Source organism: Allosaccharopolyspora coralli (assembly GCF_009664835.1).
Taxonomy (GTDB): domain Bacteria; phylum Actinomycetota; class Actinomycetes; order Mycobacteriales; family Pseudonocardiaceae; genus Allosaccharopolyspora; species Allosaccharopolyspora coralli.
The window spans coordinates 4762625-4779180 of sequence record NZ_CP045929.1 but is presented as its reverse complement, the minus strand read 5'-3'; the positions used below and the strand labels follow the sequence as shown (position 1 = coordinate 4779180).

Below are 16556 nucleotides of genomic sequence, written 5' to 3'. Positions count from 1 at the left end.
ATGGAGCGTTCGTCCCCGGCACGTACCCTGAGGATCGTGCGGACCCAACGGCAGGTCGTGGACTACGCGCTGCAGCGACGCGCGCTGCTGGCGCAGGTCCACTCCGGTCGCGTCGGGGTGATGGAGGTCTGCGACGCCGACCCGTATCTTCTGCGGGCGGCGAAGTTTCACGGTGAACCGAGCGAGACCACGTGCCCGGTGTGCCGGAAGGAGCCGTTGACCGAGGTCGCGTGGATCTTCGGTGACGAGCTGCGGCACGCGTCCGGGTCGGCCCGGTCCACCGAGGAGCTCTCGCGCATGGCAAGCATGTTCGAGGAGTTCAACGTCTACGTCGTCGAGGTGTGCAGGACGTGCAAGTGGAACCACCTGGTGCTGTCGTACGTCCTGGGAACCGGATCGGCGGGCGGGCGGCGTTCCCGGCGCCGCACCGCTGCCGAGTGACCGGAGTCGCATCGCGGCCGGGTGATCGGTCTCGCACCGCGACTCACGACGTGAGCGCCCGCTCGGCGTCTTCGGACGCTCGCCCCGGAAGGACCTCCCGTGAACGACGCGCGTGACGACCGGCCCCGTGGTCGCCACTCCCGGCACTCTCCGCACGACGGTCAGCCCGGCGGTGCGCAGCCGCCGCAGCAGGGTCCGCCGCCGACGCCGTGGTTCGACTCCGGCCCCGCACCGGAGCGCCCCGAGCGAGGCGCCGGGCCCGAGTGGCCGGGTGAGGAACCGCCCACCCGTGGTCGGCGTGCACGGCAGGACGGCGGTGAGGCGCCCCCGAACTGGCCGGGTGAGCCGCCCCGATCCGCAGGCCCCGGGCCGCCCGCGGCGGAGCCGGAGACGACGCAGGAGAGCACCGGCGCCTGGATCCCGTCCTTCGACGACGAGGACGAGCAACCAGCGCCCGATCGCAGCGCGGGTCGTCCGCCTGCGGGCCCGCCCCCCGGGCGGCCGCCGGTCGGTTCGCCGCCCCCGGGCGCTCCGCCTCCGGGGTCACCCCAGGGCGGGCCTCCCCGGTCGGGCCCTCCGCAGGGTCCGCCCCCGTCCGGCCAGCCGCCCCAGCCGGGTTCTCAACAGCCGGGCTTCCCGCCGTCCGGACCGCCGCCCGGGCCTGCCCGGTCGGGTCCGCCGCAGGGTCCGCCGCCCGGCCAGCCGTCTCAGTCGGGTGCGCCCCAGCAGGGCGGGCCGCCGCAGGAGCCGCCGCGTGACGGCGGACGCAGGCTCGATCTGCCGACGTCGTACACGCCGAACCCCGCGCACGGTGGCGAGAACACCCGCGCCGCCGCGCCGCCGCCGTCGGCACAGCAAGGGCGGCAGACGCCGCAGAGCGAGCAGCGGACCGAGAACATGCCGAACGTCGGTTCGGGCTCTCGGCCCGGACCGCCCGCCCCTGGCGAGGATCAGGACCGGACGCGCCGGGGTGGCGCCGGAGCCGCCGCGGCCGGCGCTGCCGCAGCTGGAGCGGCCGGCGCTGCCGCGTTCGGTGCGGGGAGCGCCTCGGCGGCCGGAGCCGCGGGAGCCGGTGCCGCGGGAGCCGGTGCCGCGGGTGGAGCTGCCGCGGGAGCCGGTGCCGCTGGTGGAGCTGCCGCGGGAGCCGGGGCAGCGGGTGGTTCAGGAGCGGGAGGGGCCTCTCCTCGTGAGCCGCAACTCATCACCCACCAGTCGCATCAGGGCGGCTACAACTACTACTCGGACGGTGCCCACGACCCCTACGACGACTTCGACGAAGACCCCTACGGTGACGCTCGCGGCGAGTACTCGACACCGGACGACGGCCGGGGGGACGGGCATGACGAACTGTTCGGCGACGAGCAGCAGTCTCGGTTCGGCAAGCTCGGTGGCGTGTTCGGCCGCGGCCGACGCCAGGACTCGGACGACCCGGATGATCCGGACGGTCAGGACATGAGCGCCGCGGCGGTGAAGAAGCGCCGGTGGCGCCGGGCGCGCCGCGTCGGCTACTGGGCGCTCGCGGCGATGATCGTCGGTCCGTTGCTGGCGTTCGTCGTCGGTTACTTCGTCTGGGACGTCGACGACCCGGCCGAGGTCGCCGCGCGCACCGACCAGACGATCACCGTGCAGTACTCCGACGGCTCGGAGCTCACGCGCATCGTCCCGGACGGCGGCAACCGCACCATGATCGAGGACGTCGGGCAGGTCTCGAAGGCGATGCGGGACGCCACTCTCGCCGCCGAGGACGCCTCGTTCTACGAGAACCCCGGCTTCGACGTCATGGGGATCGCCCGTGCCGTGTGGTCGCAGGTCACCGGCTCGGCGGGTGGTGGCTCGACGCTGACCCAGCAGTACATCAAGTTGTCCACCGGCAACGATGCGCCGACCTACACGCGCAAGTTCAAAGAGATCGTGCTCGCGTTCAAGATGAGCAACGAGCAGCCGAAGGACGACATCCTCAAGGCCTACTTGAACACCGCCTACTACGGGCGGGGCGCCTATGGCATCCACGCCGCGGCGGAGGCGTACTTCGGCAAACTGCCGACGGATCTCAATCCCGCTGAGTCGGCTGTGCTCGCCGGGATGGTGCAGCGGCCGACGCAGAACGACCCGAGGGTCGACGCGGAACAGGCTCAGATCCGCTGGAACTACGTCGCCGACCAGATGGCGGTGAACAACTTCGTCTCCGCCGAGGAACGCAGCGCCATGCAGCTGCCGGAGACGCGGGACCGGTTCGAGTGGCGTGGCGAGAAGCTGACCGGCTCCCAGTACCACATCCGGGAGCGGGTCCTCGCCGAACTCGACAAGGCGGGCTACACCGAGAGTGCCCTGGCCCGCAGCGGGTTCACCATCGTCACCAACATCGACCCCGCCGCGCAGCAGGCGGCCGAGCAGGCGGTGGACAAGGTGACCGGTAACCAGCCGGACAACCTGAAGACCTCGCTCGTCGCGCTCGATCCGAACACCGGCGGGGTTCGTGCCTACTACGGCGGCGGCAACAAGGTCGGTGGGTTCGACTACGCCAACGCCCCGCAGGAACCGGGGTCGTCGTTCAAGCCGTTCGTCGTCACCGCCGCGCTCGAACAGGGCATCGGTATCGGCAAGAACTACGATGGTTCCGCCCCGCAGGACATCCTCGGCACCGAGTACAACAACTCCGAGGGTGTCGAGTGCGACATCCCCGAGCAGTGCGGGGTGCGGGAGGCGATGACGAAGTCGGTGAACACCGTGTTCGTCAACATGCTCGCCGAGACCGGGGCGAAGGCGGTCCGCGACGCGGCGATCCAAGCCGGGATTCCCCCGGAGATCGACGGGAAACCGACGCTGCAGAACGAGGACGGCACCGTCAACGCCGGCATCGCGCTCGGCGGCTACCCGGTGCGCACCATCGACATGGCCAGTGCCTACGGGACGTTCGCCAACGACGGTCAGCGCACCGAGCCTCGGTTCGTCGACCGCCTGGTGCAGGCCGACGGCGAGGTGCACAAGACCTTCGGGTCTCAGTCCGAGTCCGCGTTCTCCGAGGACCCGCAGGAGAGCAAGAACATCGCCGCGAACGTCACCGAGACGCTGCTCAACGTGACGAAGGAGGCGTCGCTGAACCTCAGCGACGGCAGGCCGGTGGCGGCGAAGACCGGGACGCACCAGTTCTTCGACACCAAGGACAACGCGAAGGCCTGGATGGTCGGCTACACCCCGCAGATCTCGGCGGCGGTGTCCATGGGCGCCGACGACGAGACCGGGGTGAAGCCGCTCCAGAACATTTCGGGAGCGCCGATCTACGGTTCGGGTCTGCCGGGTGAGGTCTGGCAGGAGTTCATGAGCAACTACCTCCAGGGCAAGCCCGTCGAGCAGTTCACCGACGCCGAACCGATCGGCCAGTACCAACGGGTCGCACCGACGTTCAGCACGCCGCCGCCGCCACCGCCGTCGTCCACCGAGTCGGAGCCACCGCCTCCGTCGGAGGAACCGCCGCCCTCGGAGGAACCTCCGTCGTCGGAGGAACCGACGGAGTCGTCGGAGCCGGGCATCCCGACCACCGAGCCGGGCGGCGACGGTGACTGTGGCGGGATCTTCGAGCCGCCGTGTCCGGAGGAGGGCGGTGGCAACAGCGGCGAAGGCGCCGGTAACCCGCCCGGTGGGCCACCAGGCAGGGACCCCGAGTCCGACAACTGACCCCGGCCGGCCGGACATCACCACGGTGGTGTCCGGCCTTCGGTGTCTCCGCGGCCCTGTGTCCCGTGTCCCGTGGACCGGGCGGTGGGAGCGGCGCCGTAGCATCCGGGCGTGTCCACCTCGCCCGACCGGCCCGCGCCGCCTGACGACGTGCCGGCGTCCGACGGTTCCGAAGCGGGACGGCCACCGGCCGGGGCACGAGTCGATCGCCGTTCGCTCGGCGCGGCGGACCGGGTCGTGGCCAGCTGGACCGAACCGCTCGCGCGCTCGCTGAGCCGGCTCACCGGCGGCCGCATGGGCAGGCACGCCCAGGTCGGACGTCAGCGGTTCTGGACACCGCTGCGAGTGATACTGCTGCTCGCGACCCTCACACTCGCGGCGGGGTGGCTGTTCAAGGCGCCGTGCCTGCAGACCTACGAGACCGAGCAGGGGCCGCAGCTCGACTGGCGCAACAGCACGCAGTACACGGCGATGTGCTACTCGGACATCGTTCCCCGGTTCGGGGTGGGCGACCTCGCCCCGGACGACGCGTTTCCGTACAAGACGTCGTTCGTGGAGAACGAGGGGACACCACAGGAGCGGGTCCGGTACATGGAGTACCCGGTGCTGACCGGGTTGTTCCAGTGGGTCAACGCGAAGATCACCGACGGCTGGGTGACGTTCGCGGAGCGGACTCCGCTGCCGAGTTCGGTGCCCGTCGTCGTCTACTTCAACGCCACCGCGCTCTGGCTCGCCGGAGCGTGGCTCACCACGATCTGGGCGCTCGTGGCGTTGTGCCGCAGACGGGTCTGGGACGCGGTGTTGGCGGCCGTGTCCCCGCTGGTGCTGGTGCACGCGTTCACCAACTTCGACACGCTCGCCACGGCGGGAGCGTTGACGGGCCTGCTCGCGTGGGCGCGACGACGGCCGGTCCTGGCGGGCGTCCTCTTCGGGCTCGGCGGGGCCGCGAAGCTGTTCCCGCTGTTCCTGCTCGGGCCGATCCTGGTGCTGTGCCTGAGATCCGGGCGAGTACAGGAGGCGGTGAAGGCCATCCTGGTCGCGGCGGGGACGTGGCTGGCGGTGAACCTGCCGATCATGCTCGCGTACCCGGCGGGCTGGTGGGAGTTCTTCCGGCTCAACAGTGAACGGCCGGCGGACCCGGACTCGCTCTACAACGTCGTCGAGTACTTCACCGGGTGGGCGGGTTTCGACGGCGAGCTCCAGTTCGGGCAGGCGCCGTCGGTGTTGAACGCGGTGAGCCTCGTGCTCTTTCTCGGCGCCTGCGCGGCGATCGGGTGGCTCGCGCTCGCCGCCCCGTACCGGCCCCGGCTGGCGCAGTTGTGCTTCCTCGTGGTGGCCGCGTTCCTGCTCACGAACAAGGTGTGGAGCCCGCAGTACTCGCTGTGGCTGGTCCCGTTGGCCGTGCTCGCCATCCCGCGCTGGCGGCTGCTGGCGGTCTGGATGCTGCTCGACGCGATGGTGTGGGCGCCGCGGATGTACTACTACCTCGGTGTCGGCAACAAGGGACTGCCGGAGGGCTGGTTCCTCGGTGCGGTCGTCGTCCGCGACGTCGTCGTGGTGCTGCTCTGCGTCCTGATCGTGCGCGAGATCCTCGCCCCGGCGCACGACAAGGTGCGTGCGGCGTTGCGGCCGCCAGGTCGGGACTCCACTGTGGACGACCCTTGTGGAGGGCCGTTCGACGGCACCCCCGACCGTTTCGTCCTCCCCGGGCTGAAGGGGCGTGCGGGTTGATTTGCGTGGGTGGTTGCGTGGCGGAACCTCAGCGCCCTCCTCGCTGCGGGATCGATTTCTCGAGTAGCGACCTACGCAGCGAACTCGCTGTCCTCGCGAGGAGGGCGCTGAGAACCCGCGGGTTGCCGGTCTGCGTAGGCGGTTACCGCAAACGCCCGGCGTCGAGTCGACGGCTCGTGGTCGGTTCCGGTGGGGAGTCGTCCACTGGTGAGCGGGCGCCGAGGAACGCGACGAACAGTCCGATCAGCAGTGCCGCCCGGCCCCACACGCCGATCATGAGCGCCTGCGCGGTGAATCCCTCGTAGATGCTGTAGCCCTCGCCGAGCGTGGTCAGGTGCAGCCACACGAAGACGCTGATCCCCATCGCGAGGTCGGCCACCAGATACGCGACGATCCAGCCCCACCGCACCGACACCAGCACGAAGAACGGCAACAGCCACAACGTGTACTGCGGTGAGTGCACCTTGTGCAGCAGCAGGAAGCCGCACAGCATCGCCGCGGAGACCACCACCCACGGGTACGTGCCGGTCTGGCGCATCCGGCGCCAGCCGAGCGCGCACGCGAGCACGAACGCGGCGATCACCAGCAGCGGCGAGACGAGACTCATCGTGTCCTGGAACTGTTCGGTGTCCGCGACCGCACGGAATCCCCAGTACCAGATGGAGTTCGTGCTCAGGTCGACCTGCCGCCGGGACTGGAACTCGAACGAGGCGACCCAGCCCTCGAAACCCAGCACCGCGAACGGCGCGTTGACCAGCACAGCCGTACCCACCGCCGCGCCGACCACCCGGAGGGCTCCGCGCACGTCGTAACGGACTCCCGGCGGCGCCTCTGCGCCGTCGCGACCGCCGCTGAGCACCAGCAGCGCCAACGGCAGCACGAAGATCGCCGGGTAGATCTTGAACGCGAAACCCAGGCCGAGCAGGACGGCCGCGAGCGTCGCCCGCTCCCGCAGCGGTCTCGTGGAGCGTGCCGCGACGTAGACCGCCGCCGTCGCACACGCGATGACCGGCAGGTCCCAGTTGTGGAAGGAGTACAGCACCAGCGGTGGTCCCAACGCCCACAGCAGTGCCCGCCATCCTCGAAGCCGCCCGAGCCACCACGCGACGGCCAGTCCGAACGGTGCCATCAGCACCGCCGAGCCCAGCAGAAACCCGGCGTCGGTGTCGGCGAAGAGCGCACCGAGCCAGATGAGCACCCCCGTCAGCACCGGGTATTCGACGACGCCGCCGTAGAGCGACCCGTCGGCTGTGATGCCGCCGGAGAGGTACGGGAACACGTGCTCGTCGATCTGCCTGCCGAGCCACAGGTGCTGGATGTCCGAGTAGCACGCCTGCCCGTAGGCCCGGTCGGCGTAGCCGGGCGTCGAACGACCGTCCTCGTCGAACCCGGGGCCGAGACAGCGGGCCTTGTTCGCGAAGCCCAGCAGCATCGTGAGCCCGGTGAGCACGCACAGCACGGCCGCGGTGGGGAACCGTCGACGGACCGCCGGTCGTTCCGTCGTGGACAGTGCGGCGGAACCGATCGTCACGCCTCTCGGTCGCCGCGACGCGAAGTCAGCCGCTCGCGCAGGAACGCGATGTCGTCGGCCTGACCCTCGGCGGGTGTCTCGACGATCACCGGCGCTCCGGCCGCCGAGCAGACGGCGACGAGCTCGTCGGGGGTGATCTCGCCGCTGTCAATGTTGGCGTGCCGGTCGCGGGACGACCCGAACTCGTCCCGCGAGTTGTTCAGGTGCACGAGGTCGACGCGCCCGGTGATCGCCCGCGCCCGCTCCACGAGGTCGGGGAGTGCTTCTCCTGCTGCGTGCGCGTGGCACGTGTCGAGGCAGAACCCGGCCCCGAACTCGCCGACGGCGTCCCACAGCCGCGCGAGCATGTCGAAGTTCCGGGCCATCGCGTTGGTTCCGCCCGCGGTGTTCTCGATGAGGATCGGCACCTCGAATCCGCCTTCGGCGGCCTGGCGTTCGAACAGTTTGCGCCAGTTGGCGATGCCCTCGTCAGGGTCGTCGTCCTTGGTGACGTGGCCACCGTGCACGACGAGCCCGTGCGCCCCGGTCCCGGCCGCCGCCGTCGCCTGCTGGGTGACCGCCTTGCGGGAGGGGATCCGGATGCGGTTGTTCAGCGAAGCCACGTTGAGCACGTACGGCGAGTGGACGAACACCGCGACGTCGGCCTCGCGCAGAGCTTCGGTCTGCGGATGGACGGTCGGCTTCTTCCAGCCCTGCGGGTCCGACAGGAAGAACTGCACGGCGTCGGCGTCGCGCTCGGTCGCGGCGGTCAGGGGATCGTCGTCGTGGACGTGAGCACCGATGCGCATGCGGTGAGGATATCCCGGTGGGAAGGAGCGTCCCGGCGGACCGAGCACACTCCGACGTTGTGGAGCCGCGCCGATGTGCCGCGACACCGCGTATCCGCGCGAGTCCATTCTGGTGAATGTGTGGATCTACCGGTCAACACCGTCACTCCACGCTTGTTCGGGCGTTGAATCGAGTGGCAGGGTGGGACGCCGATTCACGCGAACGCGTGACGGGGAGGCGATGGGATGCGCAGGGACACGGAACGCGGCGACACAGCCCGACCGCACAATCCCCTGGTCCGGCGAGTGGTGGCCACGGGTGTGACCACGGCCGCGTTCGGCTTGTTCGGACTGGCCGCCCCGGCGCAGGCCGCCGAGACGCTCGTCGTGGAGGACTTCCTCGCCGTCGAGGGTGCCGAGCCCGGTCAGCCGGTCGCGGTCGACCCGTCCGCGATGGACTTCAAGGTGCGCAAGGCCGTGCTGCTGGCGATGCCGCTGCAGTTCGGCGAGGCCGACCGCGCGGCCGAGGAATTCGCGGCGATGTCGCCGATCCCGTTGGGCACTGCCGAGGAAGGCAGCAACTTCTACTCCGGCAGCACCATCGCCGACGCCGGTGCCGAACGCATCGCGCTGCTGAGCGCTGTCCCGGCGGAAGAGCGCGACAGCGTCACCACGCACTTCAAGAACCTGACGGCCATGGGCAACGCGATCACGGTCCACGCAGAACCGGACGATCCGCCGCCTCCGCCGCCGGAACCCGAGCCGGAACCCGCTCCGGAACCGGAACCCGCCCCCGAGCCTTCCCCCGAACCCGCGCCGGAGCCCACCTCCGAGGAGCCCGCACCGCCTCCGTCGTCGGCTCCCGGCGGCGCCGCACCGGGAGCATCGGCTCCGCCCTCGTCCAGCGGTCTGCCTTCGGCGCCCGGTTCCGGTTCCTACCCCGGCTACGGCGCCATGTCGGCACCCGGCTTCTCGTTCGAGCCCGGCACGGTGCCGGATTGGAAGCTGGCCGACTTCGGGCGCACCCCCGGTGCCCCTCCGCCCATGCAGGACACCGTGCGCGAGCAGCAGAAGAAGCAGAACGAGGACGAGGTCCGCGCCGTGGGACGCGCCGAGGCGATGCCGATGGAGGCGAGCCAGAAGGTCGCGCTGCCGGTGCTCGTGGCCGCGTTCGGGCTTGCGATGGTGACCGCCGGGCTGGTGCGGACCTGGGTCCTCCGTCGCAGCTGAGAGTTCTTGGTTAGCGGCGTGTGGTTCTGCGTTGGTGGTCGGGTGGCGGAACCTCAGCGCCCTCCTCGCTGCGGGATCGATTTCTTGAGCAGCGGCCTACGCTGCGAAATCGCTGTCCTCGCGAGGAGGGCGCTGAGAACCCGCGGGTGGTCCGGCTGAGGACGTGGTGACTGCTCAGCGGCTGCGCCGCTGACAAGACAGGACGCCGGGTCGGCGTGGGGTGCCTGGCCGCGGCCGTCGAGTCGCGCCAGGGCTGAGGTCGTGACGGTTGCCGGAGGTCGTGCCTGCCGTTGACCGGCGGCGACGCGCCTGTGCCGTCCGACGCGCCCGGGCGAGACCGGTGCGCGGGACGGTCGGAGGCGGTTGCTAGCCTTGTCCAGTTCGTCGACGCGAACGACCCTCCTGCCACGGAGAGCCCGTGGCCGTGAGTCCACAGGAGGTGAATGGTCTTCATGCGTCATTACGAGCTCATGGTCATCCTCGACTCGAGCCTGGACGAGCGCAACGTCGCTTCGTCCCTGGAGAAGTTCCTCAACGTCATCCGCAACGACGGTGGCAGCATCGAGAAGGTCGACGTGTGGGGCCGTCGCCGTCTCGCCTACGAGATCGACAAGCACGCCGAGGGCATCTACGTCGTCGTCGACCTCAACAGCGAGCCCGCGTCGGTCAACGAACTCGACCGTCAGCTGAGCCTCAACGAGACCGTTCTGCGCACCAAGGTGATGCGCAAGATCGTCGAGCCTCGCAAGCAGGCCAGGGTCGCCAAGGCCCAGGCAGCGAAGGCCGCGGCGAAGGCTCGCTCCGAGGCCTGATTCAGCTCGAACCCGTCCGCCCGGTCCACCGGGCGAGCACGCACCGAATCCGTACCGCAGAAGACGGAGCACGCAGGCATGGCTGGTGACACGGTAATCACGGTGGTCGGCAACCTCACCGCCGACCCGGAACTGCGCTTCACCCCGTCGGGTGCCGCGGTGGCGAACTTCACGGTCGCTTCCACGCCCCGGTTCTTCGATCGCCAGAGCGGCGAGTGGAAGGACGGCGAGGCCCTGTTCCTGCGCTGCAACATCTGGCGACAGGCCGCGGAGAACGTGGCCGAGACCCTCACCCGCGGCATGCGCGTCGTGGTGCAGGGACGGTTGCGCCAGCGTTCCTTCGAGACGAAGGAAGGCGAGAAGCGCACTGTCGTCGAGCTGGAGGTCGACGAGATCGGCCCGTCCCTGCGGTACGCGACGGCCAAGGTCAACAAGGTCAGTCGTAGCGGAGGCGGCGGCTTCGGTGGTGGTTCCGGTGGCGACTCCGCCCCGGCCAACGACCCGTGGGGCTCGGCCCCGCCTGCCGGGTCCAGCGGCGGGTTCAGCGACGAGCCTCCGTTCTGAGGCTCTCCCACACTCGAGAAGACGTTTCATTCAGGAGGAACACGATGGCTAAGGCGCCCGTGCGCAAGCCGAAGAAGAAGGTCTGCGTGTTCTGCAAGGGCAACAACGTGCAGACCATCGACTACAAAGACAGCACCATGCTGCGGAAGTACATCTCGGACCGCGGCAAGATCCGTGCCCGCCGAGTGACCGGGAACTGCAGCCAGCACCAGCGCGACATCGCCATCGCGGTGAAGAACTCCCGCGAGGTCGCCCTGCTGCCCTACACCTCGACCGCACGCTGAGGAAGGAGACGCAGCCATGAAGATCATTCTCACCGCTGACGTGTCCGGGCTCGGCGAGTCCGGTGACATCGTCGAGGTCAGGGACGGCCACGCCCGGAACCTGCTGCTGCCCCGCGGTCTGGCCATCGTGGCCACCAAGGGTGCGCAGAAGCAGGTCGAGACGATCCGCCGGGTCCAGGAGAACCGTCGGGTCCGCAACCTCGAGCACGCCCGTGAGCTCAAGCAGCAGCTTCAGGACCTGGGCACGGTCGACGTCCCGGCGAAGGTCTCGAAGCAGGGCAAGCTGTTCGGTTCGGTCACGGCAGCCGACGTCGTCTCGGCGGTCCGGCAGGCCGGTGGCCCGAACATCGACAAGCGCTCGGTGGACACCAAGGGTCACATCAAGAAGCTGGGCAAGCACTCCGTCGAGGTGCGGCTGCACCCCGACGTGAGCGTGACCTTCCCGGTCGAGGTCGCGAGCAAGGGCTGAGTGCCGGCACCCGCCGGGGACAGGTCGCCAGGACTTGCCCCGGCGGGTGCGCGCGTCTCGACCGCCGAGAGCACGTGCGGCTGTTCGAGTGACGGCCGTCCGGCGGTCCCGATCACTCGACTGCGCTCGTGTCGATCACCGTTCCCGGGCGCGCGCGGTCGCGAACGACACGCCCGCGTGGGCAGTCGCGTTCGACACGCCGTGCGATCGCATCGAATTCTTTCCACAGCTTGTACACAGGGATTGACCTGCGGGAAACGGCTGATCTTGGTTTCCTGTCCCCAGGTTGTCCCCAGGTCGTCACGCGCACGGGCCACGGTTGTCCCCAGGGTGGTCATGCCTGTCCTCAAGCTGTCCACAAATGTGTCCACAGTTCGGTTTGCCTGCTCCGTACGGGCGATCTAGTTTCGCCGCGCACACACCCGTGTCGCTGTCGGTGATCTTGCACGGGCGGCCCGTGCGCCTCGGCCGTCGGCCGTCGGCGGCGGATTACGGTGGCGGGCACAGATCGAACTCGACAGCAGTGGAACCGACGGAGTCGACCCGACAGCAGCGAGGCGGCGGACGGGCGGAGCAGCCTGGTCCGCAGAAGGTGACAGGTACCGGTGGCGCTGGCCGACGAACGAGGGGCCGAAGCACCCCCCGAGAACGGATTCTCCGGCGGGAGTGCCTTCGAGCGGCAACCGCCGCAGGACGTCGCCGCCGAGCAGTCGGTGCTCGGCGGGATGATGCTGAGCAAGGACGCGATCGCCGACGTCGTCGAGGTACTCAGCCCGCAGGACTTCTACCGGCCCGCACACCAGGCGATCTACGACGTGGTCCTCGACCTGTACGGGCGGGGTGAACCGGCCGATGCGATCACCGTCTCCGCCGAGTTGGAACGCAGGCAGGAACTGCAGCGCGTCGGCGGCGCCCCGTACATGCACACGCTGATCGCGACCGTGCCGACGGCCGCGAACGCCTCCTACTACGCGGAGATCGTCTCGGAGAAGGCGGTGCTGCGCAGGCTGGTCGAGGCGGGCACCCGCATCGTCCAGCTCGGATACCACGGTTCGGACGGCTCGGCGATCGAGGAGGTCGTGGACCGCGCCCAAGCGTCGATCTACGACGTCACCGAGCGCCGCACCAGCGAGGACTTCGCGCCGCTCGACGAGCTGCTGCAGCCGACGATGGACGAGATCGACGCCATCGCGTCCCGTGGCGGGCAGTCGCTCGGCGTCCCCAGCGGCTTCGCCGACCTCGACGCCGTCACGAACGGCCTGCACCCAGGGCAGATGATCATCGTCGCGGCGCGGCCGGGTGTCGGCAAGTCGACGCTGGGTCTGGATTTCGCCCGGTCGGCCTCGGTGAACCACGGCATGGCGAGTGTCATCTTCTCGCTGGAGATGGGCCGTACGGAGATCGTGATGCGGCTGCTGTCCGCGGAAGCGCGCATCCGGCTCGGGGACATGCGCGGCGGGAAGATGACCGACGACGACTGGACGCGCCTGGCTCGCCGGATGAGTGAGATCAGCGAGGCGCCGGTGTTCGTGGACGACTCGCCGAACCTGACGATGATGGAGATCCGCGCGAAGGCCCGCAGGCTCAAGCAGCGCAACGACATCCAGCTCATCGTGGTCGACTACCTGCAGCTGATGACCTCGGGTAAGCGGGTCGAGTCGCGGCAGCAGGAGGTCTCCGAGTTCTCCCGCGCGCTCAAGCTGCTCGCCAAGGAGCTCGAGGTCCCGGTCGTGGCGATCTCACAGCTCAACCGCGGTCCGGAACAGCGAACGGACAAACGCCCCATGCTGGCCGACCTTCGCGAGTCGGGCTCGCTGGAGCAGGATGCCGACATGGTGATCTTGGTTCACCGGCCGGACGCGTTCGAACGTGACGACCCGCGCATGGGTGAGGCGGACCTGATCCTGGCCAAGCATCGTGCCGGACCGACCTCCACGATCACCGTCGCGCACCAGCTGCACTACAGCCGCTTCGTCGACATGGCCCCCGAGTAGACGCGGCTCCGCGCAGAACCGTGACGATGTTGTGCGCCCCGGCATGGGAGTGCCAGTCGTCGGGCCGGGACTTGACGGCGCACGGGTCCGCAGCCAGCGCAGCGAGACGAATATCCCGCTCGGTCCCTCGTTGTCCATGCTCATGAACCTACTCTTGACACCGAGACACCCTCGGTGAGGCGACATGCCACCGAGGGCGCATCTACAGCGGTTGCTCTTGGTGGGGCGCGTCGCGGTACAGGCGAAGCCCTGGACACCGTCGCGGTGCCCAGGGCTTCACGGTGCGTGGAGTCAGAGGATCCTGATCTCGGCGCGGCGTTCCTGGGTCGGGTCGCCCATGGGCTGTGAGGGACCGCCGCCGGTGGCTTGGAGGCGCTCGGCGGGCACTCCGGCCCCCGCCAGCTGGTCCACCACGGTCTGCGCGCGTTCCTGCGCGAGTTGGTTCACGTCCGTGGCGCTGGGCTGCTCGGGCGCGGTGAAACCGGTGACCTCGAACCGCAGTTCACCGGGCGAGTTCGTGATCATCTCCGCCACCTGCGCAACGGTCTGCTCGCCCTGGGGGGTGAGCGTCGCGGTGTCCGGCTCGAAGGTGATCGGGCTCTGCTGCATGAGCTGCGCGAGCTGGCCTTCCATCTCGGCCTTCGCCGCAGCGTCCAGCGAAGCCTGATCGCCACCCTGGCCCTGTTGGCCCTGTCCGGGCTGGCCCTGTCCCGGTTGTCCCTGTCCCTGCTGGCCCTGGCCCTGTTGCTGGCCGGGTTCGCCCTGGCCGGGTTGACCTTCGCCGCCTCCGCCGGTGCAGCCGCCCACCAGAAGTGCTGCCGCGAAGGCGATCGCCGAGCCGACGTACTTGACACTTCGGTCCATGACGACCTCCACAGTTCGTAATGCCGGGTGGTTCGGGCGTCGGCACGGGGCCACGCGCCGAGCTCCGCAGCAGTCGTCCCACGAAGGAGGCAGCTTCGCAGCGCGACAGATCCCCTCGTCATCCGATCGAGCGGAGATGTCATCCATCCGATGACAGGGTGCTGAGGGGCCGCGCGGATGGGGGCTGCGGTCCGGCACAGTGCGTCGACGCGATGGAGGCGCGCTACCTGAGGTCGGCGATCCCGCAGCCAGCCGCGAGATGAGGTTCCGCCACGGCACCGCCCACGCAGATCAATCCGCGCACCCGCTCAGTGGCTGGCGACGCGGCGGTAGCGGTTCACGGCGAGCGGTACGAAGATCGCCAGAATCACCGCGCACGCGAGGATCGAGTACAGAATCGGGTTCTCGGCCTGCCATCCCGTCGGCAGCGGCGTGCCCACCCGGATCGGGTTCCCGAACAGTTCCCTGACCGCGTCCCCGATGACCGTGATCGGGTTCCATTCCGCGAACACGCGCAGCGCGGTCGGCATGTTGTGGGTGGGGACGAAGGCCGACGAGATGAACGTGACCGGGAACAGCCACAGCAGGCCCGCGCTCTGGGCCATCTCGACGCTGGTGGAGATCAGCCCGATGAACGCTCCCACCCACGACATGGTGAACGCGAAGAGCAGCAGCAGGAAGTAGGCCACGATGGCGTCGGTCCAGCTGCCTCGGATGCGCCAGCCGACGAGCAGCCCGCACACCGTCATGATCACGATCGTGAGCACGCTGACCGCCAGGTCCGAGGTCGTCCTGCCGAGCAGGACCGCCAGCCGGGACATCGGCAGCGAGCGGAACCGATCGACGATTCCTTTCTGCAGGTCGTTGGCCAGGCCGATGACGGTGAACGCGCTGTTGAACGCGACGGTCTGGGTGAAGATGCCCGCGATGAGGAACTCGCGGTACGGCCCGCCGCCGAGGCTGCCGCCGAAGACGTAGGCGAACAGCAGCACGAACATGATCGGCTGCACCGTCCCGGACAGCAGCCAGTCCGGGTTGCGCCTGATGTTGATCAGGTTGCGCCACGCGACGACACCGGAGTCGCGAAAGCTGGCGGTGAGGGTGGTCATGCGGGGGATTCCTCTTCGTCGGTGCTCTCGGCGCTCGGACGGCCGGTGAGGCTGAGGAACGCGTCGTCGAGTGTCGGTCGGTGCAGTGCGACGTCGTGCACGGTGACGTGTTCGGCGTCGAGTCGGCGGAGGGCTTCGATGAGGGCTTTCTTGCCGATGTCGACGGAGACCTGGGCGCGGCGCAGTGAGTCCTCGACAGTGGGTTCGCCGGAGCCGACCTCGGCGAGGACGCGGGCGATGACGGCCAGGTCGCGCTCGTCCTCGGCGACGAGTTCGAGCCGTTCGCCGCCGACGCGGGTCTTGAGTTCCTCGGAGGTGCCGCGGGCGATGACCCGCCCGTGGTCGATGACCGCGATGGTGTCGGCGAGCTGGTCGGCCTCCTCGAGGTACTGGGTGGTCAGCAGCACGGTGGTGCCGTCGGAGACGAGTTCGCCGATCACCGACCAGGTGTCGAGGCGTCCGCGGGGGTCGAGGCCGGTGGTGGGCTCGTCGAGGACCACGACCGGCGGTGCGGCGACGAGTGCGCCCGCGAGGTCGAGGCGCCTGCGCATACCGCCGGAGTAGGTCTTGGCCGTGCGGTCGGCGGCGTCGGTGAGGTTGAACCGGTCGAGCAGCTGTCTCGCGCGGGCGGTGGAGTCGGTGCGGCTCATGCCGTACAGACGGCCGACCATGTAGAGGTTCTCGCGGCCGGTGAGGTTCTCGTCGACGGCGGCGTACTGGCCGGAGAGCCCGATGTTGCGGCGGACGGCGTCGGGTTCGGTGCGGACGTCGTGGCCTGCGACGACGGCGCTTCCGGAGTCGGCGGTGAGCAGCGTGGTGAGGATCCGCACGGTGGTGGTCTTGCCCGCGCCGTTCGGCCCGAGGAGCCCGAGGACGTGACCTGCGGTGATCTCCAGGTCGACACCGTCGAGTGCTCGGGTGCTGCCGTAGTTCTTCACGAGTGCTTCGGTGCGCACGGTCGTCGCCGACGCCATCGAGTCCCCCGGCCTGTCGTAGTCGTTGCCCCAGCCCTCGCCACTGTAGGCCGCCGTACCGACAACGTCGCCGGGTTTTCGTCCCCGGCTCGTGGTCGCGGTGTTCACGCC

General features: G+C 69.5%; 14 protein-coding genes. 9 read left to right on the top strand and 5 right to left on the bottom strand.

The window, feature by feature from the left end; genetic code table 11:
• Positions 1-36 precede the first annotated feature (36 nt).
• From GIY23_RS22320 to GIY23_RS22310, 3 genes are all read left to right on the top strand, one after another.
• Entirely contained in the window at positions 37-441 is a 405-nt protein-coding gene (locus GIY23_RS22320; RefSeq protein ID WP_222850204.1) for a DUF5318 domain-containing protein, read from the top strand.
• Positions 442-540: 99 nt separating this feature from the next.
• Positions 541-4116: a transglycosylase domain-containing protein gene (locus GIY23_RS22315; protein ID WP_154078438.1), complete on the top strand. Its 3576-nt coding sequence runs from the start codon at positions 541-543 to the stop codon at positions 4114-4116.
• Positions 4117-4227: 111 nt separating this feature from the next.
• Complete coding sequence (locus GIY23_RS22310) at positions 4228-5847, top strand: glycosyltransferase family 87 protein (protein WP_407646803.1); 1620 nt, start codon at positions 4228-4230, stop codon at positions 5845-5847.
• A gap of 142 nt (positions 5848-5989) precedes the next feature.
• On the opposite strand, the gene GIY23_RS22305 is transcribed toward GIY23_RS22310, so the two are convergent.
• Both GIY23_RS22305 and GIY23_RS22300 read right to left on the bottom strand, forming a co-directional pair.
• Entirely contained in the window at positions 5990-7378 is a 1389-nt protein-coding gene (locus tag GIY23_RS22305) for a glycosyltransferase family 87 protein (protein ID WP_407646802.1), read from the bottom strand.
• On the bottom strand, positions 7375-8166 hold the full coding sequence (locus GIY23_RS22300) for a deoxyribonuclease IV (RefSeq protein ID WP_154078437.1): 792 nt from the start codon (positions 8164-8166) through the stop codon (positions 7375-7377). The genes GIY23_RS22305 and GIY23_RS22300 overlap by 4 nt, the downstream gene beginning before the upstream one ends.
• A gap of 225 nt (positions 8167-8391) precedes the next feature.
• Between GIY23_RS22300 and GIY23_RS22740 the strand changes: the two genes are divergently transcribed.
• The 6 genes from GIY23_RS22740 (at position 8392) to dnaB (ending at position 13498) form a co-directional block, all read left to right on the top strand.
• On the top strand, positions 8392-9375 hold the full coding sequence (locus tag GIY23_RS22740; protein WP_187351966.1) for a hypothetical protein: 984 nt from the start codon (positions 8392-8394) through the stop codon (positions 9373-9375).
• A gap of 443 nt (positions 9376-9818) precedes the next feature.
• Entirely contained in the window at positions 9819-10187 is a 369-nt protein-coding gene (gene rpsF / locus GIY23_RS22290) for a 30S ribosomal protein S6 (RefSeq protein ID WP_154078436.1), read from the top strand.
• A 78-nt stretch (positions 10188-10265) separates the two neighbouring features.
• Entirely contained in the window at positions 10266-10751 is a 486-nt protein-coding gene (locus tag GIY23_RS22285; protein WP_154078435.1) for a single-stranded DNA-binding protein, read from the top strand.
• Positions 10752-10795: 44 nt separating this feature from the next.
• Positions 10796-11035: a 30S ribosomal protein S18 gene (rpsR, locus tag GIY23_RS22280; RefSeq protein ID WP_154078434.1), complete on the top strand. Its 240-nt coding sequence runs from the start codon at positions 10796-10798 to the stop codon at positions 11033-11035.
• Positions 11036-11051: 16 nt separating this feature from the next.
• A complete protein-coding gene (gene rplI / locus GIY23_RS22275; RefSeq protein ID WP_154078433.1) occupies positions 11052-11504 on the top strand; it encodes a 50S ribosomal protein L9 in 453 nt (150 codons plus the stop codon).
• A 605-nt stretch (positions 11505-12109) separates the two neighbouring features.
• Positions 12110-13498 carry a replicative DNA helicase gene (gene dnaB, locus GIY23_RS22270; protein WP_407646800.1) on the top strand — a complete coding sequence of 463 codons (1389 nt, stop codon included), beginning with the start codon at positions 12110-12112 and terminating at the stop codon, positions 13496-13498.
• Positions 13499-13789: 291 nt separating this feature from the next.
• Here dnaB and GIY23_RS22265 read toward each other — a convergent pair whose 3' ends face one another.
• The 3 genes from GIY23_RS22265 to GIY23_RS22255 all read right to left on the bottom strand — a co-directional run bounded on the left by GIY23_RS22265 (position 13790) and on the right by GIY23_RS22255 (position 16445).
• A complete protein-coding gene (locus GIY23_RS22265; RefSeq protein ID WP_154078432.1) occupies positions 13790-14362 on the bottom strand; it encodes an OmpA family protein in 573 nt (190 codons plus the stop codon).
• 308 nt (positions 14363-14670) lie between these two features.
• Positions 14671-15471, bottom strand: coding sequence for an ABC transporter permease (locus tag GIY23_RS22260; protein WP_154078431.1), 801 nt, complete (start codon positions 15469-15471; stop codon positions 14671-14673).
• Positions 15468-16445 carry an ATP-binding cassette domain-containing protein gene (locus GIY23_RS22255; protein ID WP_154079065.1) on the bottom strand — a complete coding sequence of 326 codons (978 nt, stop codon included), beginning with the start codon at positions 16443-16445 and terminating at the stop codon, positions 15468-15470. The genes GIY23_RS22260 and GIY23_RS22255 overlap by 4 nt, the downstream gene beginning before the upstream one ends.
• Positions 16446-16556 lie beyond the last annotated feature (111 nt).

What these genes read in the sequence shown, in the direction of transcription:
- GIY23_RS22300 (WP_154078437.1), bottom strand. Translation starts at nt 8,166, where the DNA reads ATGCGCATCGGTGCTCACGTCCACGACGACGATCCCCTGACCGCCGCG.
- GIY23_RS22740 (WP_187351966.1), top strand. Translation starts at nt 8,392, where the DNA reads ATGCGCAGGGACACGGAACGCGGCGACACAGCCCGACCGCACAATCCC.
- rpsF (WP_154078436.1), top strand. Translation starts at nt 9,819, where the DNA reads ATGGTCTTCATGCGTCATTACGAGCTCATGGTCATCCTCGACTCGAGC.
- GIY23_RS22285 (WP_154078435.1), top strand. Translation starts at nt 10,266, where the DNA reads ATGGCTGGTGACACGGTAATCACGGTGGTCGGCAACCTCACCGCCGAC.
- rpsR (WP_154078434.1), top strand. Translation starts at nt 10,796, where the DNA reads ATGGCTAAGGCGCCCGTGCGCAAGCCGAAGAAGAAGGTCTGCGTGTTC.
- rplI (WP_154078433.1), top strand. Translation starts at nt 11,052, where the DNA reads ATGAAGATCATTCTCACCGCTGACGTGTCCGGGCTCGGCGAGTCCGGT.
- GIY23_RS22265 (WP_154078432.1), bottom strand. Translation starts at nt 14,362, where the DNA reads ATGGACCGAAGTGTCAAGTACGTCGGCTCGGCGATCGCCTTCGCGGCA.
- GIY23_RS22260 (WP_154078431.1), bottom strand. Translation starts at nt 15,471, where the DNA reads ATGACCACCCTCACCGCCAGCTTTCGCGACTCCGGTGTCGTCGCGTGG.
- GIY23_RS22255 (WP_154079065.1), bottom strand. Translation starts at nt 16,445, where the DNA reads ATGGCGTCGGCGACGACCGTGCGCACCGAAGCACTCGTGAAGAACTAC.